Genomic DNA, 24,192 nt, shown 5'->3' with positions numbered 1-24,192 from the left:
ATGTCTGAGAAACTGATCAGGGAAGCAAATGAAAGGGCCGCGAAGTATTTTTCGCGCCGGCATTTTTTACAGGACTGTATGGCTGGTATTGGCGCAACAGCCCTGGGCTCTTTAATTGGAGGATGTAATATCTTTTCTTCTTCTTCTCCTGTTGCGGGCATGCCGCAAAGTTTGAATCCGCTGGAGCCAAAAGCACCGCAGTTTCCTGCAAGGGCTAAGAATGTGATCTACCTGCATATGGCGGGTGCTCCTTCTCAACTGGAAATGTTTGATTACAAACCGGACCTGCAGAAACTGCATAACCAGCTTTGTCCGCAATCCCTGTTGCAGGGAAAGAAATTTGCGTTCATCCGCGGGGTACCTAAAATGCTGGGGCCGCAGGCAAAGTTCCAGCAGTATGGAGAATCCCGTGCCTGGGTATCTGATTTCATGCCGCATTTTTCTACCATGGTGGATGATGTGAGTTTTTTGAAAGGAGTACATACAGATCAGTTTAATCATGGCCCTGCGCAGTTATTTATGCATACGGGGAGTGCACGTTTAGGAAGACCGAGTATTGGTTCATGGGTTACTTATGGTTTGGGTTCTGAGAATAGTAACCTGCCAGGTTTTGTGGTGTTAACTTCTGGTGGTAAAACACCGGATGCTGGTAAAAGCGTGTGGGGTAGTGGTTTTCTGCCTTCTGTTTACCAGGGTGTGCAATGCCGGTCCAAAGGAGATCCTGTATTATATATCACCGATCCGGAAGGGATGGACCGCGACATGCGGTATCAATCCATCCAGGCGATCAATGATGTGAACAAGTTGGAATATGAAGCGTTTTCTGATGCGGAAACATTATCCCGCATCTCTCAATATGAACTGGCTTACAAGATGCAGATCTCTGTACCGGGTGTGATGGACATTGCGGATGAACCGGAATATATCCAGGAGATGTATGGTACACAACCGGGCAAGGAATCGTTTGCCAATAACTGTTTGCTGGCACGTAAATTAGTAGAGAAAGGGGTGCGTTTTGTGCAGTTGTTTGATTGGGGATGGGATGCACATGGTACCGGTGAAGATACTGCAGTGAACCTGGGTATGCGTAATAAATGCACACAGATAGACAGACCGATCACTGCTTTATTAAAAGACCTGAAACAACGTGGGCTGTTAGATGAAACACTTGTTGTGTGGGGTGGTGAATTTGGCCGTACACCTATGCAGGAAAACCGCGAAGGACAGGAAATGCCTTTCCTTGGCCGTGATCATCATGCGGAAGCATTTACCATGTGGATGGCCGGAGGCGGTATCCGTAAAGGGTTTACATGGGGAGAAACAGATGAGATCGGTTTCAGTGTAGTGAAAGGAAAAGTAGCGGTGCATGATATCCATGCTACCATGCTGCAGCAACTTGGCTTTGACCACGAAAAATTAATTTATCATTTTCAGGGCCGTCCATTCAGATTAACGGATGTTGAAGGGCATGTTATACACGAAATATTAGGTTGATCTTATGCATCTTGACAGAAGGAATTTCCTTAAACAATCCGCTATGCTTGGCTCGGTTTCTTTATTGCCATCATTTGTAAAAGCAGCGCCTCATGCCCCCGGTTTTAAATTGCTGATAATGGGCACCAACTGGGGTTTCCCCGGTACGATCGATGAATTTTGCAAACGTGCAAAAGACGTTGGTTACGATGGTATTGAGGTATGGTGGCCCGCTGAACCGAAAGCACATGATGATCTTTTTGCTGCGTTGAAGAAACACGGGCTGGAAGTTGGTTTTTTATGTGGTGGCAGTGGATCTGATTATGCCAAACATGCTGCGCAGTTTGAAGCAGCGGTGAATGCAGCTACCAGTCAGAAGATACAACGTCCGGTTTATATCAATTGCCATTCCGGCAAGGATTACTTTTCTTTTGAAGAGAATTGTAAACTGATAGATATGACTACGCGTGTTTCACAACTCAGCGGCATACCTATCTATCATGAAACACATCGTTCCCGCATGTTGTTTGCAGCACATGTGGCGCGTCGTTTTATTGAAGCGAAACCTGCGCTGCGTTTAACGCTGGATATTTCTCACTGGTGTAATGTGCATGAAACACTTTTACAGGACCAGGCGGAAACAGTGGCCATTGCTTTATCCCGTGCGGGACATATCCATGCACGTATTGGCCATCCTGAAGGGCCACAGGTGAATGATCCCCGTGCCCCGGAATGGGAAAATACCGTGAAAGCACACTTTGCCTGGTGGGATGAGATCGTAAAACATAAACAGACCACCGGCGAAACATTGACGATACTGACTGAATTCGGTCCGCCGGACTATATGCCCACTTTGCCTTACACGCGTCAGCCAGTGGCTAATCAATGGGATATCAATGTGCATATGATGAAACTTTTAAAATCGCGATACGGCAAGTGATCAATTTATTACAGGCTGCTCCGCAGGGGAGCTGGAGTTTATTTATAGGGCGCTTTCACCCGTTGCTGGTACATCTTCCTATTGGCATACTGATCGTAGCTTTTATTCTGGAATGGCTGAGCCGCAACAAGCGCCTGGCTTTCCTGGGTTCTTCCGTATTGCCGATACTGATCTTTGGCGCCGTGTCTGCCATTGCAGCCTGCATTGCAGGTTACCTGTTATCACTTTCCGGCGGATATGAGGAAAGCGCTCTGGACCTGCATATGTGGATGGGCATAGGCGTTGCCGTTATAGCCAGCGCCCTTTGTATCTTAAGAAGATATTCCCTCTTCCGGAAAAGCTGGTTATGGGTTTCTGCTGCCATGATATTGATGCTCTCTGCTGCAGGGCACTTGGGCGGAAACCTTACCCATGGGGAAGATTATCTTACAGCTGCCATGCCATTTGGTTCCCGAAAAGCACCTGTTGCCACCATTCCCAATATCGAAGAAGCAAAAGTATATGACCAGCTGATAAAACCTATCCTCGAACAGAAATGTGTGAGCTGCCATAATGCAGGTAAACTGAAAGGGGGATTACGTTTAGATAGCATGGTACATATCCTGAAAGGTGGAGAGAACGGACCGGTGCTAAAAGAAACCATGCCAGAATCCAGTGAACTATACAAAAGACTGGTACTCTCTGATGACGATGATAAACGTATGCCGCCGAAAGGTAAGCCACAATTGAGTCCTGGCCAGGTAGAGTTACTTTACTGGTGGATAGAACAAGGCGCATCTACCACAGCGAAAGTAAAAGACCTTCGTAAATCTTCAAGGATAGAGCTGGTGCTGGAAGGTCTGCAACCTGCTTCCGGGCCGGGCAATCATCCGTTCATGCCAAAAGAAGAAGCGCGTATTGCTTCTGCCAAAGATATTGATTCACTGGAAATGTTAGGGGTGAAAGTGATGCCGGTGGCGGCAGGGAATGGATTTGTGATGGTGAATGCCATCAATGCATCCGGGTTTAATAATAAGAACGCGGCCTTATTGCTACCGCTGAAATCGCAGATCGTTTGGTTGAAATTATCCAATACAGCCGTCGGTGATTCTGCGATGAAGATCCTGGCACAACTGCCGGAGCTTACCCGTTTGAGTTTGGAAAACACCGCCATCACAGATGCAGGTTTGCTGGAACTGGCCAAGTGTAAACAATTGAAATACCTGAACCTTGTAGGTACTAAGGTGAGTGATAAAGGACTTCTGGCCTTGCAAAAGAACAAGGGCTTGCAGGAGTTGTTTGTATATAAAACGGGCGTTACTGCTGCCGTATTTAAAGCGTTTCCGGATGTGAGGATTGATACCGGCGGGTATTTGGTGCCGGTATTGGAAACGGATACGATGGTGTTTAGAAAGGTGAAGTGATGTATTGCCGCTTAGATCGGTGCAGGGATCTTGATATACTTCTGAAATAATTGATCCAACGGCTCAATGCTTTCCTGGCTGGAAGGTATCTGAGCCGCTTTTTCTTTACAGAATGCGATCGTTTCTTTTAACCATGCATGCAGCAAGGGTACTACGGGAACAATTGTTTTTTCTGAAGCGTGCTGCTTTATCTCCAATAAATTATCTACCGCATTCTGCCAGGTGACGTCTCCCACCTGTGTGCGCAGCAAACGGAACTCCATAGGAGGAAGGATCTCGTTCTCTATGATCCAAAGGCAGGCCAGTATGGACCGCAGGGCATAGAAATACTTCTTCAGTTTCACTTCATTACCGGTGAGGTCGTTTTCAAAAGTACTGAGTGCTATGTTGAGGTAATGATGGCAACCGGGGCGATTGGCAAAATAGATAGGCATGAGGTTTTCCATGTCTCTTACAAAATCGGGATCTGCTTTGTAGCAGATAGGAGATTGCAGCCATTCATATAAAGGAGGATTGGATTTGAGGAAAAGCTGTAAGGCTTTGCGGATATCCCATCCGCTAACGTCCAGTACTTCATTTACGGGGAGTTCTATCACATCCCGCCTGTCGCGGATACTGAGGTAAGTCTGGAGAGGGGCTGCGTAAATAAAACGCACATCATAGTCACTGTCCGTTCCGGGAAAGCCCCAGGCCCGGCTACCGGATTCGCAGGCGTATAAGATCTTCACGCCATGTTCCTGTTCAATCCGGCTTAATTGTTCTTTGATGGTATCTTGCATAGTCTGAATTTATAACGCGCCCATACCGGTTACAGTATGGGCGCTATAAATTTAACTATATTGTTTGTTTTGCGGGCGACTATTCCACTTGCGGTTACTATTCTTTTTAGCCTGTACCTGCTGGGTGGAAGACTGGCGAAGGTTTACACCGGGAGCTGGTCTTGCTGATCCTGCTCCGCCGGAATGACTGGCCGGGAATGGATGATCAGTTACCACGGGGATCTGTTGTGCGATCAGCTTCGTGATATCCTTCAGGTAAGCCCTTTCTTCATCATCACAGAAAGAAATGGCAATACCACTTGCACCAGCACGGCCTGTACGGCCAATACGGTGAACGTAAGTTTCAGGTACGTTCGGGATTTCGAAGTTGAATACATACGCGAGGTTATCTACATCAATACCTCTTGCCGCAATATCTGTGGCTACGAGGATACGGATACGACCACCTTTAAAGTCCTGTAAAGCCCGTTGGCGGGAGTTTTGAGACTTATCACCATGGATGGCGTTTGCAGAAATATTTACCTTGTTCAGTTCTTTTGCTACTCTGTCTGCACCGTGTTTAGTCCTGGTAAATACCAGCGCGCTGGTGATATCAGGGTTTTTCAGCAGATGGATCAGTAAAGAACGTTTAGAGTTCTTATCTACAAAGTACATGCGTTGTTCTACCTTTTCCGCTGTAGAGGAAACGGGAGTTACGTTCACTCTTGTTGGATTGGTGAGGATAGAATTTGCCAGGTGGGCAATTTCATCCGGCATGGTTGCGGAGAAGAATAATGTCTGGCGTTTCTCTGGTAATTTGGTGATCACTCTTTTTACATCATGAATGAAACCCATGTCCAGCATGCGGTCTGCTTCATCCAGTACAAACTGGTGGATGTAACGAAGGTTGATATGCCCTTGCTGCCAGAGGTCTAATAAACGGCCTGGGGTAGCGATGAGGATATCTGTACCGCTTCTCAGTGTTGAGATCTGCGGGCCGGCGGAAACGCCACCATAAATTACCAGGTGTTTCAAACCCGTGTGGGCGCCATATTCTGAGAAGTTCTCAGCGATCTGGATAGCCAGTTCACGCGTGGGCGTTAATATCAAAGTTTTAATGTGCCTGCTGGGTGTTTGTTCTGCTTTCTTCTGATTGTATAACAATTGCAGAATAGGAATAGCAAAAGCGGCTGTTTTACCGGTACCTGTTTGTGAACAGGCCAGGAGGTCTTTCTGTCCTAATACCACCGGAATGGCCTGGGACTGGATAGGCGTAGGCGTAGTGTAGCCTTGTGTTTCAAGCGCACGCAATATGGGCGCAATGAGACCTAAATTCTCGAATGACAATATGTTTGAGTTTTTTGTTTAAAATGATGCTAACAACCCTGACCTTAAAGAAGAGAAGGATGGCTAGATTGTATATCCACACATCATTTTAAGTGAACCAAATTGCTGAGGGAATTACCTTATCTGCAAGGAGGGGATATAAAAATATGACGCAAAGGTACGCTTAATTGGTTAAATGAGCAAACCCTGCGGGTGCCGGGTGGTTTTTGGGACTGTTAAAGTGTTTTAACATTTAGCTGTGTTTTAGGCTTCTTCCGGGATTAATTCATTAAGATGCCTATAAAAAGCATCTACATAATGTTGTTTTTGCGGGTTATCTGCTTTTATGAGTAGAGAAGAATAATATCCCAATTTAGCGTGGTATTTATTACAATCAAATTTCTCAATACCTTGATCCATCTCTCTATGCCATGAACCAAAGATTATTCTTCGATGCCTGGCCAGATCATCTCTGGGATCACACAAGTATAAAATGCCTAGTTCTGGATTTTTCTCGAAATAATCTATAATAAACGAAATGATGGTTGCTTTAATCCTTTGATCGTTTACCCTGACTTTTTCAGGGTCATGAAAAAATCCAAATGATGTTACGATCAAATCATCTCCATTCTCATCTATGAGATAATATTTGCTAAAGTATAAAAAGTAGGTTAAGCCAAAATCAGAAGTAAATTGATATCCATCTTCTGTTTTAGTGAGATCATATGGGATGAACAAATTCTATATCATTGAGAGATGATAAAGGAATACCATTGGCAATAGCTTCCTTTATCCTTTTTTTGTCGCGAATCATCTTGACAAAAGGATTTTCCCGTTGAGGGCGAGGTTTACTATTCGGTTTTTTATCTTTCATTATGAGGTAAAGGTAAGATTTTTTCTTTTTTTGACAGGGGGTGGTAAAAGGCTTCAATGGATGGTTATTTATAAGTAATTGATTGTCATTGGTATTTTGGGTTTTTGTCCGATATATTCTCCGGCAAATCAAATAAAGTATCAGTATTGAGTTATATCAAACAAGAAACGTCACTCACAGATCTCTGCGAGTGACGTTTCTTGTTCAGTAATTTAGCATTTAATTAAAGTTCGTAGACGTAGCCAGCTCCTGCCAGTTGTCCATATCACTTTCCACCGCGCTGATCTTCTGTTTAGCCACATGATATGCATCAGGGCCGAGGAATAAATGCAGTGGAGGATTTTCTGCTTTGCTTATTTCAATCAGTACATCGATACCTTTTTCGGGATCACCTGCCTGTTGGCCATTGAGGCCGCCCTGGTGTTGCGCTTGTGATTCGCGTACATCTTTGTATGCATCTATCGGGTTGGCAGGAACTGCCAGGGATGTAGATGCCAGGAAGTTGGTGCGGAAATAACCAGGGCTTACGATCACTACTTTCACGCCGAATGCTTTTGATTCTGCTGCCAGTGATTCTGTTAAACCTTCCAGTGCAAACTTAGTTCCGCAATAACTGCCGAAGCCGGGGAAGTTGCCACTGAAGCCACCAATAGAAGAGATGTTGAAAATGAAACCGCTTTTCTTTTCACGGAAGTGAGGCATCACGTGGCGGATCACATTCAGTACGCCAAATACGTTCACATCGAAATTGGTGCGTACTTCTTTGTCGGACAATTCTTCCAGGCTGCCTATCAGACCATAACCTGCATTATTTACTACTACATCTATACCACCTAATGTTTTGATCGTTTGTTCAATAGATTGCTGTACGCTGGCTTCATTGGCTACGTCAGACTGAATAGGAAGGAAGTTTTCATGATCGCCTACTGCGGTTTTGAGGGCATCCAGTTTGCGGGAAGTACCTGCTACTTTCTGACCGGCGGCGAGCAATTTTTTTACGAGTATCAGGCCAAATCCTTGTGAGGCGCCTGTAACATACCATACTTTTTGTTGTTCCATTGTAGTGTTTGTTTTGATAGAACAAAGCTACGCTGAGGGGAAGGGATGGCTGTTAATGATATCAAATCAATAATTGCAAAAATCAAACGCTGGTCCTTTTTGCGGTATTAAACACTCCTGAAGGAGCGCGGCGTGAGCTGGGTTTTTTTCTTGAAGAAGTTATTAAAGTGAGCAGGTTCCTGGAAACCAAGGCAGTAACCGATCTCGGATACATTCCAGTCTGTATGCATTAATAAAGACTTGGCCTCCTGTACGATCCTCTCTGAGATCAGCTCTGAAGTGGATTTGCCGGTGGCGTCTTTTAAAGCTTTGTTCAGGTGGTTTACGTGTACAGACAGTTGGGAGGCAAAATCAGTAGCAGAGCGGAAGTTTACCTGTTGCACCGGGGATTCTATCGGGAATTGTCTTTCCAACAAGTCTGTGAACAGGGAAGAGATCCGGGTGGCAGCATTTGAACCTGAATGGGGAGACACTTCGATGGGCTGCATCTTCATCCCCATATGGATCAGTTCCATTACGTAGTTGCGGCAGAGGTCCAGTTTATATTGATAGTCGGACGCCATTTCGGACAGCATCTTTTCGAATAACTCCCTGACGGGCGCCACCTGATCTTCCGGTAAATACAGGATGGGCTGGCCACCGGGTTTGAAAATGGGGTATTCCTGTAATTTCAATGTGGTGAACTGGTGAAAGAAGGCTTCTGTGAAAATGCAGAATAAACCGGATTGTTCTTCGGACAGGGGTTCACATTGGTAAGGTACCTGTGGGTTGGCAAACAGCAGGGCATGCGTTTCCACGTCCATCACCTTATCTGCATAATAGTAACGGTTCTTACCACTGATCAGGGCTATTTTATAAAAATCCTTTCTGCTGTATGGGAGGGGTTTGGCGTGATGGCCTACGAATTCTTCGGCATTAAATACATTAAAGTGCCCGTTCTCTTTTCCAAGATTAGCAGGCATCCTCAAATCCTTGGCACGATAAAATTCCTCCAGCGACTGTATCTTTTCCATGGAGCAAAATTACGGATTGCCGGATATTTTGACCTTTTTTCCGTAATTTTTAACAGAGGCGGTGATATTTGGCCCATTTCGGGTACTATACTTTAAAACCCAAACCCAATGGAAGACATTACAGCATTATACAGGGATACCTTTCCCCATGTTGCCAGGATAATAAAGCAGCTGGGAGGTGACCTTGATCTGGCTAAAGACCTGTTCCATGACGCCATGATCATCTACATGGAGAAAAAACCTTCGGAGATCAGGGTGTCTGCCAAAGCTTATTTGATCGGCATTACGCGGATACTTTGGTTGAAACGGCAGAAGTTGCGTATCAGGGAAGAACAGCTTTCCGTTCCGGAAGATTTTTATGTGCCGGAAGAGCAGCAATCTTTACTGGCGCATTTACGTGCTGCCGGTGAAAAGTGCATGCAGCTGTTACAGGCGTTCTATTATGAGCAAATGGACCTACAGGAAATGGCGAATACTTTCCATTACAGCAGTGTTCGTTCTGTGACGGTGCAAAAGCATAAGTGCCTGGAGAAAGTTCGTGCTACTGTTAAAAACGCTACGCTTTATGAACTCAATTGAAATAGATCAATACCTGCTGGGTACGATGCCGGAGCCGGAAAAATTACTTTTTGAAGCTAAGATGCTGGCTACGCCTGCATTACAAGATGCTGTACAATATCAGCGTGCTGCACATCAGCTGATTTGCTGGTATGGCCGCGATCTGCAAAGGGAAAAGCTGTCTGCCATCTATGATGGGCTGGATGCGGATTTCCATCATACTATCACTTCCATATTTAAATAACATGACTATTATACCAACGGTAATTGACGGCGCCACGCGTGGTGCGTATGATATTTACAGCCTGTTACTCAAAGAAAGGATCATTTTCCTGGGCACGGCTATCGATGAAAATGTTGCCAATCTTGTGGTGGCACAATTGCTTTACCTGGATAGTGAGAATCATTATCCCATCCGGTTATATATTAATTGTCCGGGTGGTGGCGTGTATGCGGGGATGGCTATCTATGATACCATGAAGATGTGTAAATCCCCTATTGCTACGGTATCTGTTGGGTTCACCGGAAGTATGGGAACATTTTTGCTGAGCAGTGGAACAAAAGGCCAGCGGTATGCGCTTTCACATACAACGGTGCATATGCATCCAACGGGTGGTGGGGCAAGAGGATATACAGAAGATGTGCGGATCGCTTACCAGGAGCAGGAACGGTTGCAGAACCAGATGTTTTATCTGATGGGGAAGAGCTCTAATCATGAGCGGGAAGAGATTGAAGAGATGTTTAGGAGAGATAAGTTTTTGAATGCGGTGGAGGCGAAGGAATATGGATTGGTGGATGAGGTGTTGGGGGATGTGAGTGATCTGGTACAGGTGGGGAGGCCGTTGTTGAATTGACGTTGATAAACAGGACTACGCTTACGGATGATCATGTATAAACTGAAAAGCCCTTCTCTCCGACCAGTAATGTTTCCCTGTAAACGTCACAAAACCAACATGCCCGCCGGTTTCAGGTGTTTCCAAATATAAATGAGGGTTGTTATCGGCTTCTTTATAAGGAAAACTTCCTTTCCCTAAAAAGGGATCATCCAATGCATTGATCAGTAAAGTAGGAATACGGATGTTTTCCAGGAATTGTTTGGAACTGTTCTTCGCCCAGTATTCTTCTGCATCCTTGAAACCATGCATGGGTGCAGTGTACCGGTCATCGAACTGTTTGAAATTTTTGATGGTGCCGAAGTTGGCCAGCGATATTTCTTTCGGGTAGAGTTTTGCTTTTCTTTCCAGTTTCAAACCGAGTGAGCGGATGAAACGTTTCATATAAATGAAGTTGTGCCTTTTCTCCAGTTCGATGGAACTGTCTTTGAGGTCGCAGGGAACGGAGATGGCTACTGCTGATCTCACAATAGCAGGAATGGTATCGCCCTGTTCTCCGAGATATTTCAATGTTACATTTCCGCCGAGTGAAAATCCGATGAGGTGAATGCGTTTGTAATCACCAGTGGCTGCCATGTGCTGGATGACAGTATGAAGATCTCCGGTTTCGCCGCTGTGATAGAAGCGCAGCGCTTTATTACTTTCCCCACTGCAACCCCTGAAGTTCATGGACACAGTGTCATAGCCTCCTTCATTGAAGATATGTACCATGCCGGTGATGTATTGCCTGCGGGAATCTCCTTCCAGTCCGTGGAGCATGATGACTAACTGATCACTGCCCACTTTACTGAAATCGAGATCGAGAAAATCATTGTCGTGTGTAGGGATGCGTGTACGGGTATAATCAGCCGGTTTGATCTTCCTGAAAAGAGACGGGAAGATCGTTAGCAGATGGCGGTTCCTTAACAGGATGGGCGCTTTATAATCTGGTGATTTTAAGACCGGCATATTTACAAAGGTACGTTAACCCTTCTTTCTTTCTATGTTAGGCAGGAAACCTGTTAACAGTCCTATTAACGGAAGGTAAGCACATACCTGGTAAACGTAATTGATACTGGTTTGGTCTGCCAGTTTTCCCAGTAAAGCAGATCCGATACCTGCCATACCAAAAGCAAATCCAAAGAACAAACCGGCGATCATGCCTACTTTGCCTGGCACCAGTTCCTGTGCATATACAAGGATAGCAGAGAAGGCAGAAGAAAGGATCACTCCGATGAACACGCTCAGGATGGCTGTCCAGAAAAGATTGGCGTGTGGCATTAATAATGAAAAAGGTGCTACGCCCAGGATGGAGATCCAGATCACATACTTTCTGCCGATACGGTCGCCCACCGGCCCGCCAATGAAAGTTCCGGCAGCAATGGCAAACAGGAAGATGAACAGGTATACCTGCGCGCTTTGTACAGATACGTTAAACTTATCGATCAGGTAGAAAGTATAATAGCTGGTTAAACTGGCCATGTAGAAATACTTGGAGAAGATCAGGATCATCAGGATGAACAGCGCAAAGGTCACTTTACCTCTTGATAGCTTGATGGTTTCCATCTGCAAGACCTTCTTTTTAGGTTTGATGCGATCAGTGTTGGCGAGGTACCATTTACTGATACGGAGCATGACAACAATAGCGATCAGGGCTACAAGGGAAAACCAGGCAATATAATATTGCCCGAAGGGCACAATGATAGCTGCAGCCAGCAAGGGGCCGAGGGAACTGCCGGTATTGCCACCCACCTGGAATAAAGACTGTGCCATGCCATGCTGACCACCGGAAGCCATATAAGCTAACCGGGATGCTTCAGGATGAAAAACAGCGGAGCCGATACCGATCAATGCCACAGAAACCAATACCATGGGGAAAGTGTGTACGAAAGCGAGGCACAGCAATCCAGCCAGCGTGAAGGTCATGCCGATGGCCAGTGAATAGGGCTGTGGTCTTTTGTCTGTGTACATACCCACCAGCGGCTGCAGAATAGATGCAGAGAGCTGGAAGGTTAAGGTAATTAGCCCAACCTGCGAAAAGCTAAGACGCAGGGAATCCTTTACCATCGGGTAGATGGCAGGAATGATAGATTGAATAGTGTCATTCAGCAGATGTGTAAAGCTGAGTGCCAGCAATACGGAGAACACGGTTTTTTCGGCCAGGTTTTGCGCCACTTTTTTCTCTTCCCCTTCAAGTACAGTTTCCATTATGATGTTTTTGTTATTTCGCGTGGGTGCTGATACGGGTAGCCCATAACAGCGCCTGTGCGGAGTCTTTGTCTATGATGCTTTGCAGGAGGCTCTTATGCAGGTCCTGTGATTCCAGGAAAGGTTTGGTATCTGCATAGTTTTCCTTGAAAGATTGTTTCAGATGTGTGGCGATGGTTTTATAGAGATCCACCATGATCTCATTTTTGGATGCCACAGCAATGCTGGTATGGAAGTCAATGTCCGCCTGCATACAGGCATCTACATTTTGTGCTTTTGCGTGTTCTGCTCTTTTTTTGAGGAAAGCCTTCATTTGGGTGATGTCCTCTTTTGTGCGGTGGAGTGCAGCTTTCTCGGCGATCTTTACTTCCAGTAACAGCCGTACTTCGTTAAGGTCCTGGAAGTGAGCGCGGTGAAAACGTTGGGCGAGGGGTTCTCCCATAGCCTGGTGAGAGATGATGAAAGTACCCAGTCCTTGTTGTACTCTTACGAGGCCTGCATTGACTAAAAGCCTTACTGCTTCCCGGATAGTGGAGCGGCCAACGCCAAACTGTGTCATTAGTTCAGGCTCTGTGGGGAGTTGCTGACCGATGGCATATTTGCGGGAACAGATCTGCTGTTGCAGGTGTCCGGCTACTTCATCTGCCAGGTTTTTACGCTTTACATATGTTACAGAAGTAATCGTCATATCATCAGATGATTGCAAAAGTACATCTTTTTTTCATTGTTCAAAATGCATGATGCTTAGTGTTAATTTATTTGAAAAGGGGGAATATCTTAATCAGATAATCCATATTTTTGTAGTCCTTTAGTTATCAATTAAAATTTTGACCAATGGCACTACCTAAATTCATGATTGCAGATGATCCCGTTACAGATCCGGATAATGAATACATCTTCCATACGGAGAAACCACGGTTCTTTGCCAAACGTGTAGAAGAAGATGAAGAGATGGCTTATATCGATATCGTGGAAGAAATTGATAACGTGGAAGAATACTTTCATGGAGAGCCGGAGAAAAAGCAGGAATTGCTGGATGAATTAGAAGACTGGTATTTCTCTTACATGGAGTGGCTGGAAGAAGATGAAGAGGATGATGAAGACGATGAGGAGTAGAAGTTCTTTAAATATTTGATAATACCTGGCGAATGATCTTATGGTCATTCACCAGGTATTATTATTGTAATAAATTAGTGGGCGGTGTGATGCTGTTATTGATTTGAGCTAATGGTTTGCCTTTCTTTATTTTAGTTCTTTGTACTAGCTTTTCTTGCTGGTGCCTTTTTTAGCTGTAGCTTTCTTTGCCGCAGCTTTTTTAGGTGCCGCTTTTTTGGCGGTTGCTTTCTTTGGTGTAGCTTTTTTAGCAGCCGCTTTCTTTGGTGCCGCCTTCTTCACTGCTGCTTTTTTGCCAGTGGTTTTCTTCGCCGCAGCTTTCTTTCCAGAAGCCTTTTTCGCAGCCGCTTTCTTCGGTGCAGCCTTTTTTGCCGCGGCTTTCTTTGTGGTAGCTTTCTTTCCTGTAGCCTTTTTCGCCGCCGCTTTCTTCGGTGCAGCCTTTTTCGCCGCCGTCTTCTTAGGAACCTTCGCTCCCGCTTCCCTCGCTTCAGATAATGCAATCGCAATAGCCTGTTTAGGGTTGGTCACTTTCGGACCTGTTTTGCTACCACTCCTTAATTTCCCTTCCTTCATTTCATGCATCACTTTCTCCACCTTCTCTTCTGCTTTTTGAGAATACTTTGCCATGATACTTTTTTTAATGGGTTTATAAATAAGTACATTTAAAACATCCAGCAAATTATACTCCACTTCATTTTTCTTCGTTTTCATGGTTGTTAAGGTTTAAATGTAGAGAAATCACCCCACCACAGTCATCATTTATGTTGATGCTGCAATAGATGATAAGAGGGGAAAATATTATGCCAAAGGAGACCGGCCTAGTTACAATGACCCAACGCCAGATAGATAATTATGAAGACCACCACCGTACCAAGACAACCACCACCTAATTTCTTTGCGCCATATCCGGCAATCAATGCTCTGATAAATTTGTTCATGGGTTACAGTTTGTACCCTAATTTACTGAATTTTTCCGCAGGTTAAAGATAAACCCGCCCATTAATATCCTACCTGGCTGAGAAGGCATTAAATAATCTGTATGATTGGTGATGTTATCTACGGAGAGGCGAAGGGTCAACATTTCCCGGAATAATGATTTTTGAATGGCCGCATGCAGGAGTGTATATCCATTTACAAACACATCGTATTTATCGATGTACCCATTATTGTCAATATCCAGGAAACCATATTTTCCTCTGTATCCAACACGCAGAGAAGCTGTGATGCCCCAGGGTTTGAATTCGTAGTATATCTGTGCATTCAGCATATGTTTACTCCTGTTGGGCAAGCCGAAATAATCACTGGTACTGGCTGTGCGGATTCCTTCCGGTGTTCTTACTGTAGAATGCCGGCCTTTGATAGAATCTATTATTGTGGAGTTTTTAGCAATGAGGTATTGGTAGCCTATAGCAATTGTCAATCTTTTCAGCGGACTGTATTTCAAACCAGCTTCTACACCGGTGGTATAAATATCCCGGAGATTGAAATAAGAAAAGATCTGCTGTCCGTTACGGCTGATCCCAACCTGCTCTGTATTGATGAGGTTATTGATCTTGTTATAGAAGCCATTAATGTCCAGCTCAGCAGTACGGGCAAAAGAAAATTTAACGCCGAAGTTGAAGGAAGTGGATGTTTCCGGTTGTAAGTCACGGATACCAGCTGCGTTTGCCCATACCTGTTGTACAAGCCCTGCCTTCTGCAATTCCACTATCTTTTCTTCAAAGTTATTAGCTCCGATTACCGTGTAACCTTGTGTGATATTAGTGAACACCTGGTACATCTGCGCATAGGTAGGAGATTTGAAACCCTTGCCCAGAGAAGTTTTGATCTTTACCCAGGCAGCAGGAGACCAGGTGGCACCAAGACTTGGATTCAGTTTTCCGCCATACACATTATTTCCGTCGTACCGCAACCCGGCAATGAAACTGTATCTGGTGGAGGGGGTATAATTCAGTTGTGCATAACCGAAGTAATTATACATGTTATAGATCATCTGTTGATGATCTCCGCCAAGGCCGCCGGTAAAGGACAATTTATCAGAAAGAAAATCTTTACCCGCCTGTAATTCCAGCCGGTTGATGACTTGTGAGAAAACATTGCGTTGTAACTCTTTCCCGGTTTCCACAATATTTACGGCCTGTTCTGTTTTGTAGTGCGTGATATAGTAACGGCCTAATAACCGCCAGCCATTGGCCAGATTGGTATTGAGGGAAAGTGCGGTATTGAAATCCTTTTCATCCAGTTGGTCAGAAAAAGGCTGGGCACCATAGGAACGGTCCATCACAGAATGCCGGTCTGCCAGCCTGCTGCTGAGATAAAGGGAACTTTTATCACTTAGTTTATAATGTGCGCGCCCTTGCAGGTTAATACTATGATACGGGGGAGAGGTAGTGCCTTCTTTTAAATATTGTGTATTGACGTTGAAGCCATCCGTTTTATAATAACTACCGGAGATGTTCACGGACCCGCGGTTGAAAGGAGTTTCTCCCTGCAGGGTAGCATCCAGTGTATTGTAAGTGCCATATTGCAAACTGGCGGTGGCCTGCGGATCTGTAACCGTTTGTTTGGTGATGATATTGATCACCCCACCCATGGCTTCGCTGCCATACAAACTACTGGCCGCTCCTTTGATCACTTCTATGCGTTCTATATCAGATACGCTGATGCGGGAGATATCAAAGTTGCCATTAAAACGGCCGGTCATGGGTTGGCCATTAATAAGGATGAGGATGTATTCTGAACTGAAGCCCTGCATTTGTATGCCCAGACTGCGATTCCCGGCACCGAGGTCATTTACCATTGCCATGCCGGTTTGCTCACGGAGTACTTCATCCAGTCTGCGGCTGCCCATCATCCTGATCATTTTCTTATCAATGATGGTAATGGGGTTGGCTACTTTTTTTATATCGATGATATCGTCCTGCTTTTTATATAATTGATGTGTGATGGTAACGGTTTGGAGGGACCTTATATTGGTATCTTGCGCCTGGGCTTGGGCGGCAACAACAGGAAACAGCAATATCAGGATCCTTTTCATGGGGAACAAAGTTCCGCTTTCGCACACACCTGCTACGGAGAAAAACTTACCTCATAAGGAGAATGGCGCCCCTCAAATGCGGAAAATAATTTACCATAAACGGAAACATTTTATCCGCAAACATTGGCTGACAGGGGCTTTTGCTTTCATGTACTATCAATTGTAATCTGCGTGCAATATTTTCCATCAGGAATGACATAATATTGCCGTATAGCAAAATCAAAGACTTTGTGTGCCCTTCTTTCCAATGAAATAAAATGCGCTTTCGACATAAGCGGATCTGGTAACCTGAGAGAGCGAAGAAAAGCGCTGACGGAGAATGGCCATACCGGTTCTGTGTATGAAATGCTGAGCCCGGATGGCATCAACTTCGGCTATTATAATATTAAATCGAGCCAGGAAGGAGAAGTAGTTTTTAAAAACATGAACCCTTTTTTGCAGATCAGTTATACTTTAAGCGGAAACAAAAGTTATACTACCGGCAGTGATCTTACCAAACTGGCATCCTTTCAAAAGCACCAATATAATTACCTGTTCTTCCCTGAGCAGGAGATCCATCTCAACTGGCAGGCAGATGAACAGCTGGAAATATTTGAATTAGGTGTGAGCCCGGAACTGGTGTTTAATTTCCTGCCGGAGGAACATCCGTTGTTTCCTATCTTCTCTAAAAGTATTGCTGATAATACCCCCACCCGTTTAAGCGATGTGAACCTGCCACTGGCGTCCAACATCAGCGCTATCCTGTACGATATGCTCAACTGTCCATTGGACGGGCGTTACAAACAATTGTATCTTAAAGCGAAAACAACAGAACTGCTGGCTATCCAGTTATCCCAGTACGAACAGATCAGCGGGATGGCGAAGAGTGATACGCGGGCATTAAAGAAAGAGGACATTGAGCGGATGCATATGGCGCGGGATATTATTATTAAGAACATCAACAGCCCCTGTACATTAATTGACCTGAGTCACCAGGTAGGAACAAACGATGCCTATCTGAAGAGTCATTTTAAACAGGTGTTCGGTACAACAGTATATGGTTATCTGCAAAATATCAAGATGACGCATGCGAGGGAATTACTGACGCAGGGAAAAGCCGTATCTGAAGTGGCTTATTTATCGGGTTACAAACATACTGCCCATTTTACGAGGGCCTTCAAGAAGCATTTTGGATTTTCTCCGGGAATAATGAAAAGGTAAAGTGCCGGCTACTCTACCATTTCATTTATTTTGCCAACCAGTATATAAATACAAGCCAAAGCAACCCCTTTATTAAAAAGAAGAGAAATCCCCAGAAGCCCAGTCGCTTCAGCCATTTCATTACTTTCTGCTTAGTGGTGGTTGTTTCCATTTATTCACTGATTACCTGGTAAATTTTAAAGTCGCTCGTCATCGGAGCAGGTTTGCCTTCGGCTTTTGCTTTGGCTATTTCTTCAAAACCCCGTTTGTGCCCGCTGATGAATGCTTCTGATTTCATCCAGTCTTTAAAGGATTGCTCCGTTTCCCAATAACTCACGATCAGGTAAGCATCTCCCTCTTTGGCAGGGCGTAATACATGCATGTTTACAAAGCCGGGCATGGTGTCTATTGCATGTGCGCGGGTCGCGAAAAGCTGTTCAAACCGCTCCTGAAAATCGCTATTACATTGAATGTAGTTAATGGCTACAAAATTCTTGTTCATAAAAAATGTGATTTAATTATGACAAAAGTATGACTGTCACACGAATGTCACGCGCCTATCCGGGAATAACAATTACCCTAAACGGAATAATGGAAAGATTCCGCGCGAGGTTGCCATTTCTCCCTAATTGGTGAATGAGCCGGTGCAATTTTGCAGCATGAAATACATCGTATGTGCTGTTATACTTTTTCTAACAGCCTGTAGCAAAGATAATAATTCGCCGGCTCTCACGGACACCCGGAGTGTGCTGGTGGAAGACATGCAGGGAGACATTGGTGCTTCTATGGGAGACGATGTAGACGGCAAAGAAAAACGCCCGTTCTACAGCATCACTTTTCAATTTAAAAACAAGCAGACGCGCATCATCAAAACGGAAGCGGATTCCCTGCAATATCTGAAGAATGCGGATTGGGATCTGGCCTTTACAAAGGAATATAACTCTTACGTGGTCACCAATAACGGCAGCATCGCAGGCACACCAGGATTTGGCGGGCCAGGTGTTGGCAGGATGATCATTGTAGAAAAAACATACGACCAGGTATTGGAAGCCCCCGCGGATACGGAGTTTGAACAGAAAGGCGTAGCGGGAGTTGGCTGGGATAGCGGCAATGGATTCGGCTGGTATTTTTATTCCCTCAGCAATCACATCTGTGTACCGGTGCGCAACAGAACATTTATTGTAAAAACAGCTACCGGGAAATTTGCCAAACTCGCTTTACTGAATATCTACAAAGGCAATCCGCCTGTTGTAACAGATCTTTTCTGGCCTGCTCCTTACCTCACGTTTAAATACTTCGTGCAGGAAGACGGCAGCAGAAATTTAAAGACCAATTAATCCGTGTTTATGAAGTTTAAAATATTACTAATAGCCTGTTTTGTTTTGGCAGCCTGTTCTAAAAAAGACACACCGCCGATTGAACCCGGAAATTCATTACCCACCGGTGTTTACAGGGTAGTAAACCTGGTGGCAGATACAACTGCAACTTCTGCAGGCAACGCAGTATCCATGTATTACAGCCTGGAAGAGAACAAAGTGATCCCGGAATCACAACGGCAAACCGGCAGATGGGATATTGTATTCTATGGTATCTATAACAGCAGTGTATATCCTAATAACGGTGCCGCAGTTGGTTCTCCTGCTTATGGCGGGCCCGGCAACGCAAGGGTTTATGTGGTAGTAGACAGGAAGTTTGATGCACAGTATTATGATACGCTCAACTTCAAGCCGAAGACCCTCCCTATTCCCAGATCACTTTTCAACACAGCTTTTGATGCCGTGAAAACTGTGCCGGACGAGAGTAAGTTGGGCACCCGTGATATTGGTCTGGATCATTTCCAGGGAGAAGCAGATGGCTGGGGATATTATGATTTCTATGGCGCCCTGTTTCCGGGTAATGCTAAAAAATCGCATATCGTGTATACCATGCCCCGTGTGATCATTGTGAAAACACATAAAGGCCATTATGCAAAAGTGATGATCGAAAACATTTACAAAGACAATCCTGAAGACCCTACGAGAGATAACAAACCAGGATTTGTAACATTCAAATACGCTATCCAGATGGATGGCAGCAAAAACTTAGATATCAAGTAACATGAACAGATTTTTAAAGGTGATGATGCTCCTTGCCATAGCAGGGTGCACCAAAACGGATACTATTGCCCCACCCGCGGAGGCTGATAACAGGATCACGGAATACAAGATCGTGAACGTACAGGGCGATCCGATCTATGGCACAGTCCACGATGCTGATTCCAGCATAACGGTATACCTGCCTTTTTACAAACAGCTGATCGTGCTGGAACCGGAGATCAAAGTAAGTACCGGCGCCACAGTTCAACCTGGTACGGGTACATTGATCGAAAACCTCCTGGAAGTTTTTCAGAAGGGACGTGATCTCAAATATACCGTTACCGGTAAAAGCGGGAAGAAAAAAACCTATACACTGAAGATCACTGTACAGCAGCCGGCTTTAACGCTGAAGGAATTGAGCAGTGCAACGGATGTGAAAACATATGCCATCAGCACAAGTATTAATTTTTCCACCATCAGCATTGATCTGAAAGGAACCAGTTTCCATGAGAACCATGACCTGCTGAAAGTAGTACTGGTAGATGAAGCGGGAAAAGAGTTTCCGCCATTTAATATCTCTACCACCAACACCAACGATCTGAACAGTCTCAATATTACACTGACCAATTACCTCACCACACCGGACCCCATGTTAGTGGCATTGCCTGCTACGGGATTATATAAACTGCGCGTTTATTCTTACTCGAAAAAAGTGACCACTACATTTCCCATCCGTATCAATAAACTGCCATAGATCATGAAGAAAATTATATTAATACTGCTGGTTTTTGCTTCCTGCAAAAAGGAAACGGAATACGCACCTTATCCATATAACAGCATCGAATTACTGAGCATCACTGCCGGAGAGAATGAAAAGATCAATGCTTCTTTTCATAACGACAGCATCATTGTGTACTGGCCTTCTTATCTGTCCAAACCGGCAAAGATAACACCACAGATAACAGTATCTGAAAATGCGACTGTCACACCAGCCTCCGGAACAGAAGTAACTTTCGCCACAGGCACAAAGTTTTCTGTTAAGGCACAGAGCGGTGCCGTGAAAGATTATTTCTTAAAAGTGATCATCAACCAACCGGATATCCAGGTATTTGAAGGTACTTATTCTACTACCAAAGGGGGAACGATCACGGTGAACAATGGCCGGGAAATGCGTTACCTCACCCGCGATGTAAACCTCACCCGTTTCTATATAGTGGATAACGCTAACAAAGAAACACAGATCCCCATTGAATTTGCAGATCAGGCAGATGGTTCTCCCATCATGCGGATCAAAGTACCCAATACAGATGATATAAAGGTGGGTGCATACAAAATAAAGATAGTCAGTGAAGAACGCACTTTTGTTTCCCCCAATGCCATCTTTGGGATCCTGTACTCTGCCAGTGCAAAACCCAAAGTGAATGAAGTAAAAGCACCTGTTACGGTGAAACAGGGAGAAACAGTCACATTCAGCGGCACGGGCTTTTTTGATATGAAAGAAGCACGGGTATATGCTTACGATGAAAACTGGAATGAAAAAGAAGTAGCAACGCTGGAACTGGTGAGTGCTACTACCACTACTGTCACTTATCGTATCCCCGCCACTTTTAAAGCGGGTACTTATCAGCTGGGTGGTTATGATGCAGATGGTATCGGCATCCAGCTTCGGATAACAGATTTCATCGGATTCTGGAACTGGAGTAAAGTAACGAAAGTATATGTAAATGTAGACGGCGCCACGTCGTTTACGGTTACACCATTATAAATGTATTACAGCACATCAAAAACCCTTATTGTTTATTATTAATCCAATATTACTATGACACAAGTTAAAACCCTTTCGCGTGTAGCACTGTTGTTAACCACTACTGCTGCTTTATTCCTGACTTCCTGCTCCAAGAATAAAGACGTGGATGCACAATCCCTGACCCTTCGCGATCAGACATTGTCTGTAACCATTCCTGACGGAACCAGTCAGAGCATAACAGGCCCCGGCGTAACATCAGGAACGATTGCCCGTGCCGGTAGCGTGTATACTGTTACAAATTTCAAACAAGCATATTCTACTGGCCCCGGCCAGCCAGCGGATGGTAATTTATACTGGCGCTTTGGTGTGAACGAAGCGGGTACCCCTGCTAACTTCCAGATCAAGTTCACCGGTATTGCTACAGGAGACATTACCTCTGCAGATTCTCTCAAATACATTGATAAAAGTTTTGCTACGGTTGTGTATGCAGACTGGGCATCAGCATCCAATCCAGGCAGCTCACCGGCAGGTGCTAATGTGATCGGTATGAACAATGTAACCGGAACAGGTATTCCTCCGGCAGTATTAGCTTATGCTAATGGCGCAGGCTGGTATACTTATGCATGGAGCGCAGGACATACTGTTACACCTGTATCCGGCAGAGTATTATTATGGAAGAGCGGTACTACCATTTACAAATTTGATATCCAATCTATCTATTTGAATGGTGTGACCGGTGGTTCTTTCCCTTATTATAATTTCAGATACGAGGAGTTGATTCCTTAACCATTAAAAGATGCTGCTGTAAAAGAAAACGGTTGCCCGTAAGAGCAACCGTTTTTTATGTTAGAACCATCCTTCATTCTGCGGATACTTTGGTCCTGTTGTTACCGCATCTATTTGCCCCTGCGGAATAGGCCGCAGCAGATGTTTTGGTGCGATAAAGTTTGCACGGCTGTCCGGCGTATGCAATAGCAGTCTTTTCTGTAACTGTCCTGTTCTGATAAGGTCCAGCCACCTTGTATTTTCACCTGCCAGTTCACGGGAACGTTCATCCAGGATAAAATCAAGATTCACATCAGCTGCCGTAATGGTCATGGCTGCTTTATTACCGGTGGGGAAAGCAGCTCTTTCACGTACGGCATTCAGATAAGGTACTGCATCTCCTGGCCGGCCATCCATGAGTGCAGCTTCTGCTGCCACGAGATAAGTTTCTGCCAGGCGGTATGCGATCACGGGTCTGATGGAAGGTGCGTTCATGTCAGAACGTTTTGTATCCACATACTTCGTTAATGCCGGAGAGAGCCTTGGATTATACAAACGGGAAGGGATCAGTGTATAATAAGCTGCTGCGATCTGTGCAGCTGTTCTGTTTCCCTGTGGCATATAAATGGCGGTATCCCCCAGTTTAAATTTCGGGCCACCGGGCACAGCATTAGCCGGAGCACCGGGAGGTAAAGTGGCAGGCCATTTCGGAATGCTGGCCGCGTTATTACTATACCATACTGTCTGGAAAGATTTGTCAAACCTGGTGTCATTCACTCTTTCTTTAAATACGGTATCTATCAGCCATAAAGTGGGGATCGTACGAATGTAAGGACGGCCATCATGAATGTTGCGGGCCATGCCATCTACTTTCTCATACAGGGGAGAAAAAAGATGCACGAGCATATTATCCGGCGTACGGTTATCCTGAGCAGGAGAACCGTTGTAAGCCAGGCTGGAAGTATGTTGCACAGACCAGAGCACTTCTATGTTCGCTTCATTGCCTTCTGCAAAAATATTCCCGAAATCAGGTAACAGTCCCAAACCTAAACCAGGTGCGGTATTGATCAGATCTACTGCTGTGTTGTAAGCATCTCGGTAATCAGTAGCTACTTTCGATTTACCGCCTGCTCTGGCTAAGTATACTTTTGCCAGCACATGTTTTGCTGCCGCAGCACTTGCTCTGCCGGGATCCAGTCCTTTGGTGGTTGGTGCCGGTTGCAGATCAGGAATTGCTTCTTTCAGGTCTTTGATGATCGCTTCAAACACTTCTGCCTGTGGATTCCTGGTGGCGGAAGTGATGGCTTTGTCCTGGAATTTATCCAGCAGGGTTACATCTCCCCAAAATTGTACCAGTACAAAGTTATAATTAGCACGTAAGAACTTGGCCTCTGCAATGAAACGTTTCTTTGTGTCAGCAGGGATGCCCGCTACTTCCGGTGCAAAATCGATCACCGCATTGCAGGTATTGATATAAGTATAACAGTTCTTCCATAAGGCCTGTACCTTTCCGTCATTAGTTTGATAAGTAGGTGCATAGAGGAACATGTTGCTGTTTCCATCATTACCTTTCATGAATTCATCTGTGGCAACGGTGGCCAGTGAAAAGTAATCTTCACAACCCCAGAGTGTACGTGTACCGGCATAAGAGGCATCCAGTGCAGCATTGACACCTTGTACAGATTTATAAAAATCCGGGGTGAGTGTGGAATTTGGTTTCTCATCCAGCATTTTGGAACAGCTGGAAAGCAGTAAACATAATATGATGATCTTTTTCATAACTCGCATTTGA

The 24,192-nt window shown here is 44.9% G+C and carries 25 protein-coding genes; 13 read left to right on the top strand and 12 right to left on the bottom strand.

The genetic code is table 11. The features are described from left to right. Genes GFS24_RS27900 through GFS24_RS29300 form a run of 3 tightly spaced genes read left to right on the top strand, consistent with a single transcriptional unit; the run spans position 1 to position 3,816 of the window. A complete protein-coding gene (locus tag GFS24_RS27900) occupies positions 1-1,494 on the top strand; it encodes a DUF1501 domain-containing protein (RefSeq protein WP_153665626.1) in 1,494 nt (497 codons plus the stop codon). Positions 1,495-1,537: 43 nt separating this feature from the next. Continuing rightward, positions 1,538-2,413 carry a sugar phosphate isomerase/epimerase gene (locus GFS24_RS27895; protein ID WP_253906616.1) on the top strand — a complete coding sequence of 292 codons (876 nt, stop codon included), beginning with the start codon at positions 1,538-1,540 and terminating at the stop codon, positions 2,411-2,413. Continuing rightward, the gene (locus GFS24_RS29300; protein WP_173003221.1) at positions 2,410-3,816 is read left to right on the top strand and encodes a c-type cytochrome domain-containing protein; all 1,407 of its coding nucleotides are present in this window, start codon (positions 2,410-2,412) and stop codon (positions 3,814-3,816) included. Before GFS24_RS27895 ends, GFS24_RS29300 begins: the two co-directional genes overlap by 4 nt. An 11-nt stretch (positions 3,817-3,827) precedes the next feature. Here the strand turns inward: GFS24_RS29300 and GFS24_RS27885 are convergent, their stop codons facing one another. From GFS24_RS27885 to GFS24_RS27865, 5 genes are all read right to left on the bottom strand, one after another. Next, complete coding sequence (locus tag GFS24_RS27885) at positions 3,828-4,595, bottom strand: nucleotidyltransferase domain-containing protein (protein ID WP_153665620.1); 768 nt, start codon at positions 4,593-4,595, stop codon at positions 3,828-3,830. A gap of 51 nt (positions 4,596-4,646) precedes the next feature. Beyond that, positions 4,647-5,921 (bottom strand): DEAD/DEAH box helicase, encoded by a 1,275-nt coding sequence (locus tag GFS24_RS27880; protein WP_153665618.1) that lies wholly within the window; start codon positions 5,919-5,921, stop codon positions 4,647-4,649. Between the two features lie 243 nt (positions 5,922-6,164). Next, positions 6,165-6,638, bottom strand: a complete 474-nt coding sequence (locus GFS24_RS27875) for a DUF6169 family protein (protein ID WP_153665616.1) — start codon at positions 6,636-6,638, stop codon at positions 6,165-6,167. Positions 6,639-6,993: 355 nt separating this feature from the next. Then, entirely contained in the window at positions 6,994-7,833 is an 840-nt protein-coding gene (locus tag GFS24_RS27870) for an SDR family oxidoreductase (protein ID WP_153665614.1), read from the bottom strand. A gap of 107 nt (positions 7,834-7,940) precedes the next feature. After that, a complete protein-coding gene (locus GFS24_RS27865) occupies positions 7,941-8,846 on the bottom strand; it encodes an AraC family transcriptional regulator (protein ID WP_153665612.1) in 906 nt (301 codons plus the stop codon). Between the two features lie 108 nt (positions 8,847-8,954). Between GFS24_RS27865 and GFS24_RS27860 the strand changes: the two genes are divergently transcribed. From GFS24_RS27860 to GFS24_RS27850, 3 genes are read left to right on the top strand one after another with little or no spacing between them, the layout of a single operon-like run. Then, positions 8,955-9,425, top strand: coding sequence for an RNA polymerase sigma factor (locus GFS24_RS27860; protein WP_153665610.1), 471 nt, complete (start codon positions 8,955-8,957; stop codon positions 9,423-9,425). Beyond that, positions 9,412-9,648, top strand: a complete 237-nt coding sequence (locus tag GFS24_RS27855; protein WP_153665608.1) for a hypothetical protein — start codon at positions 9,412-9,414, stop codon at positions 9,646-9,648. Before GFS24_RS27860 ends, GFS24_RS27855 begins: the two co-directional genes overlap by 14 nt. A gap of 1 nt (position 9,649) precedes the next feature. Beyond that, a complete protein-coding gene (locus tag GFS24_RS27850) occupies positions 9,650-10,258 on the top strand; it encodes a ClpP family protease (RefSeq protein ID WP_253906615.1) in 609 nt (202 codons plus the stop codon). 21 nt (positions 10,259-10,279) lie between these two features. Here the strand turns inward: GFS24_RS27850 and GFS24_RS27845 are convergent, their stop codons facing one another. Genes GFS24_RS27845 through GFS24_RS27835 form a run of 3 tightly spaced genes read right to left on the bottom strand, consistent with a single transcriptional unit; the run spans position 10,280 to position 13,172 of the window. Beyond that, entirely contained in the window at positions 10,280-11,245 is a 966-nt protein-coding gene (locus GFS24_RS27845) for a YheT family hydrolase (protein WP_153665604.1), read from the bottom strand. 15 nt (positions 11,246-11,260) lie between these two features. Beyond that, positions 11,261-12,484 carry an MFS transporter gene (locus tag GFS24_RS27840; RefSeq protein ID WP_153665602.1) on the bottom strand — a complete coding sequence of 408 codons (1,224 nt, stop codon included), beginning with the start codon at positions 12,482-12,484 and terminating at the stop codon, positions 11,261-11,263. Between the two features lie 13 nt (positions 12,485-12,497). Then, positions 12,498-13,172 carry a FadR/GntR family transcriptional regulator gene (locus GFS24_RS27835; RefSeq protein ID WP_153665600.1) on the bottom strand — a complete coding sequence of 225 codons (675 nt, stop codon included), beginning with the start codon at positions 13,170-13,172 and terminating at the stop codon, positions 12,498-12,500. 146 nt (positions 13,173-13,318) lie between these two features. Here GFS24_RS27835 and GFS24_RS27830 point away from each other — a divergent pair, with 146 nt between their 5' ends. Next, positions 13,319-13,600, top strand: coding sequence for a hypothetical protein (locus GFS24_RS27830; RefSeq protein ID WP_153665598.1), 282 nt, complete (start codon positions 13,319-13,321; stop codon positions 13,598-13,600). A 144-nt stretch (positions 13,601-13,744) separates the two neighbouring features. Here the strand turns inward: GFS24_RS27830 and GFS24_RS29295 are convergent, their stop codons facing one another. Together GFS24_RS29295 and GFS24_RS27820 are read right to left on the bottom strand one after the other, a co-directional pair. Then, positions 13,745-14,308, bottom strand: a complete 564-nt coding sequence (locus tag GFS24_RS29295) for a DUF6496 domain-containing protein (RefSeq protein ID WP_153665596.1) — start codon at positions 14,306-14,308, stop codon at positions 13,745-13,747. Between the two features lie 244 nt (positions 14,309-14,552). Further along, positions 14,553-16,634: a TonB-dependent siderophore receptor gene (locus GFS24_RS27820; protein ID WP_153665594.1), complete on the bottom strand. Its 2,082-nt coding sequence runs from the start codon at positions 16,632-16,634 to the stop codon at positions 14,553-14,555. Positions 16,635-16,862: 228 nt separating this feature from the next. On the opposite strand from GFS24_RS27820, the gene GFS24_RS27815 reads away from it, so the two are divergent. Beyond that, positions 16,863-17,834, top strand: coding sequence for a helix-turn-helix domain-containing protein (locus GFS24_RS27815; RefSeq protein ID WP_153665592.1), 972 nt, complete (start codon positions 16,863-16,865; stop codon positions 17,832-17,834). 151 nt (positions 17,835-17,985) lie between these two features. Here GFS24_RS27815 and GFS24_RS27810 read toward each other — a convergent pair whose 3' ends face one another. After that, entirely contained in the window at positions 17,986-18,315 is a 330-nt protein-coding gene (locus GFS24_RS27810; RefSeq protein ID WP_153665590.1) for an antibiotic biosynthesis monooxygenase, read from the bottom strand. 157 nt (positions 18,316-18,472) lie between these two features. Between GFS24_RS27810 and GFS24_RS27805 the strand changes: the two genes are divergently transcribed. The 5 genes from GFS24_RS27805 to GFS24_RS27785 are packed head-to-tail and all read left to right on the top strand — an operon-like array spanning position 18,473 to position 22,421. Continuing rightward, positions 18,473-19,150: an HmuY family protein gene (locus GFS24_RS27805; RefSeq protein ID WP_153665588.1), complete on the top strand. Its 678-nt coding sequence runs from the start codon at positions 18,473-18,475 to the stop codon at positions 19,148-19,150. Positions 19,151-19,159: 9 nt separating this feature from the next. Then, positions 19,160-19,909, top strand: coding sequence for an HmuY family protein (locus GFS24_RS27800; protein ID WP_153665586.1), 750 nt, complete (start codon positions 19,160-19,162; stop codon positions 19,907-19,909). Position 19,910: 1 nt separating this feature from the next. Next, positions 19,911-20,642 (top strand): hypothetical protein, encoded by a 732-nt coding sequence (locus tag GFS24_RS27795; RefSeq protein ID WP_153665584.1) that lies wholly within the window; start codon positions 19,911-19,913, stop codon positions 20,640-20,642. 3 nt (positions 20,643-20,645) lie between these two features. Next, on the top strand, positions 20,646-21,653 hold the full coding sequence (locus GFS24_RS27790; RefSeq protein ID WP_153665582.1) for a hypothetical protein: 1,008 nt from the start codon (positions 20,646-20,648) through the stop codon (positions 21,651-21,653). A gap of 54 nt (positions 21,654-21,707) precedes the next feature. Then, positions 21,708-22,421: a hypothetical protein gene (locus GFS24_RS27785; protein WP_153665580.1), complete on the top strand. Its 714-nt coding sequence runs from the start codon at positions 21,708-21,710 to the stop codon at positions 22,419-22,421. Positions 22,422-22,481: 60 nt separating this feature from the next. Here the strand turns inward: GFS24_RS27785 and GFS24_RS27780 are convergent, their stop codons facing one another. Then, complete coding sequence (locus GFS24_RS27780; RefSeq protein ID WP_153665578.1) at positions 22,482-24,179, bottom strand: RagB/SusD family nutrient uptake outer membrane protein; 1,698 nt, start codon at positions 24,177-24,179, stop codon at positions 22,482-22,484. Positions 24,180-24,192 lie beyond the last annotated feature (13 nt).

The sequence above is a fragment of the Chitinophaga sp. SYP-B3965 genome (assembly GCF_009647655.1).
GTDB lineage: Bacteria > Bacteroidota > Bacteroidia > Chitinophagales > Chitinophagaceae > Chitinophaga.
This window is presented reverse-complemented; position numbering and strand designations above follow the sequence as displayed.

Coding starts and splice junctions, on each gene's coding strand:
- GFS24_RS27900 (WP_153665626.1), top strand. CDS start 1: ATGTCTGAGAAACTGATCAGGGAAGCAAATGAAAGGGCCGCGAAGTAT.
- GFS24_RS27895 (WP_253906616.1), top strand. CDS start 1,538: ATGCTTGGCTCGGTTTCTTTATTGCCATCATTTGTAAAAGCAGCGCCT.
- GFS24_RS27885 (WP_153665620.1), bottom strand. CDS start 4,595: ATGCAAGATACCATCAAAGAACAATTAAGCCGGATTGAACAGGAACAT.
- GFS24_RS27870 (WP_153665614.1), bottom strand. CDS start 7,833: ATGGAACAACAAAAAGTATGGTATGTTACAGGCGCCTCACAAGGATTT.
- GFS24_RS27865 (WP_153665612.1), bottom strand. CDS start 8,846: ATGGAAAAGATACAGTCGCTGGAGGAATTTTATCGTGCCAAGGATTTG.
- GFS24_RS27860 (WP_153665610.1), top strand. CDS start 8,955: ATGGAAGACATTACAGCATTATACAGGGATACCTTTCCCCATGTTGCC.
- GFS24_RS27855 (WP_153665608.1), top strand. CDS start 9,412: ATGAACTCAATTGAAATAGATCAATACCTGCTGGGTACGATGCCGGAG.
- GFS24_RS27850 (WP_253906615.1), top strand. CDS start 9,650: ATGACTATTATACCAACGGTAATTGACGGCGCCACGCGTGGTGCGTAT.
- GFS24_RS27845 (WP_153665604.1), bottom strand. CDS start 11,245: ATGCCGGTCTTAAAATCACCAGATTATAAAGCGCCCATCCTGTTAAGG.
- GFS24_RS27840 (WP_153665602.1), bottom strand. CDS start 12,484: ATGGAAACTGTACTTGAAGGGGAAGAGAAAAAAGTGGCGCAAAACCTG.
- GFS24_RS27835 (WP_153665600.1), bottom strand. CDS start 13,172: ATGACGATTACTTCTGTAACATATGTAAAGCGTAAAAACCTGGCAGAT.
- GFS24_RS27830 (WP_153665598.1), top strand. CDS start 13,319: ATGGCACTACCTAAATTCATGATTGCAGATGATCCCGTTACAGATCCG.
- GFS24_RS29295 (WP_153665596.1), bottom strand. CDS start 14,308: ATGAAAACGAAGAAAAATGAAGTGGAGTATAATTTGCTGGATGTTTTA.
- GFS24_RS27820 (WP_153665594.1), bottom strand. CDS start 16,634: ATGAAAAGGATCCTGATATTGCTGTTTCCTGTTGTTGCCGCCCAAGCC.
- GFS24_RS27810 (WP_153665590.1), bottom strand. CDS start 18,315: ATGAACAAGAATTTTGTAGCCATTAACTACATTCAATGTAATAGCGAT.
- GFS24_RS27805 (WP_153665588.1), top strand. CDS start 18,473: ATGAAATACATCGTATGTGCTGTTATACTTTTTCTAACAGCCTGTAGC.
- GFS24_RS27800 (WP_153665586.1), top strand. CDS start 19,160: ATGAAGTTTAAAATATTACTAATAGCCTGTTTTGTTTTGGCAGCCTGT.
- GFS24_RS27795 (WP_153665584.1), top strand. CDS start 19,911: ATGAACAGATTTTTAAAGGTGATGATGCTCCTTGCCATAGCAGGGTGC.
- GFS24_RS27790 (WP_153665582.1), top strand. CDS start 20,646: ATGAAGAAAATTATATTAATACTGCTGGTTTTTGCTTCCTGCAAAAAG.
- GFS24_RS27785 (WP_153665580.1), top strand. CDS start 21,708: ATGACACAAGTTAAAACCCTTTCGCGTGTAGCACTGTTGTTAACCACT.
- GFS24_RS27780 (WP_153665578.1), bottom strand. CDS start 24,179: ATGAAAAAGATCATCATATTATGTTTACTGCTTTCCAGCTGTTCCAAA.